Below are 536 nucleotides of genomic sequence, written 5' to 3' on the forward strand. Positions count from 1 at the left end.
ATGCTGATTGGTGGTCTGAGTGAGTTGATGCGCCGTCAAGGCGGTCTTGCTTTCCTAACCAACTTAGTGAGCAGCATGATCCACGCGTTTGGCTCTAGCCATTCAAAACACGCGAACAGCCGCGCAAGTGAGCTAGGTATCGCGGGCTTGGTTTCTATGGTGAATGGTTGCACGGCAAATAATACGGTCGCCATCATCGTATCGGGTAGCGTGGCGCGTCAGTTGGCGGAAGAGAACAATGTATCTCCTCGTCGCTCAGCAAGCTTGTTGGATATTTTCTCGTGCGTGGTACAAGGCATTTTGCCTTACGGCGCGCAAGTATTGTTGCTAGGCTCAGTATTTAACCTTTCTCCATTAGAAGCGGTTGCCAACTCTTACTACTGTTTCGCGCTGGCAATTGCAGCCATTGTGGCGGTGTTTATCAAACACCCAGCACGCCAACCTGCAGTACAAACCGAAAACTAACGACAAATACCAAAAAGGCTCCGATGGAGCCTTTTTGCTTTCCGTTCTTCTTTATTTTCCTTGCTTCACAC

1 pseudogene is annotated in these 536 nt (G+C 49.4%); it reads left to right on the plus strand.

The features are described 5' to 3' along the window. Nucleotides 1-465: pseudogene (locus tag R7Q11_RS28920) on the plus strand (Na+/H+ antiporter NhaC family protein); the annotation flags it as partial. Nucleotides 466-536: the final 71 nt, after the last annotated feature.

The sequence above is a fragment of the Vibrio sp. 970 genome (assembly GCF_033339075.1).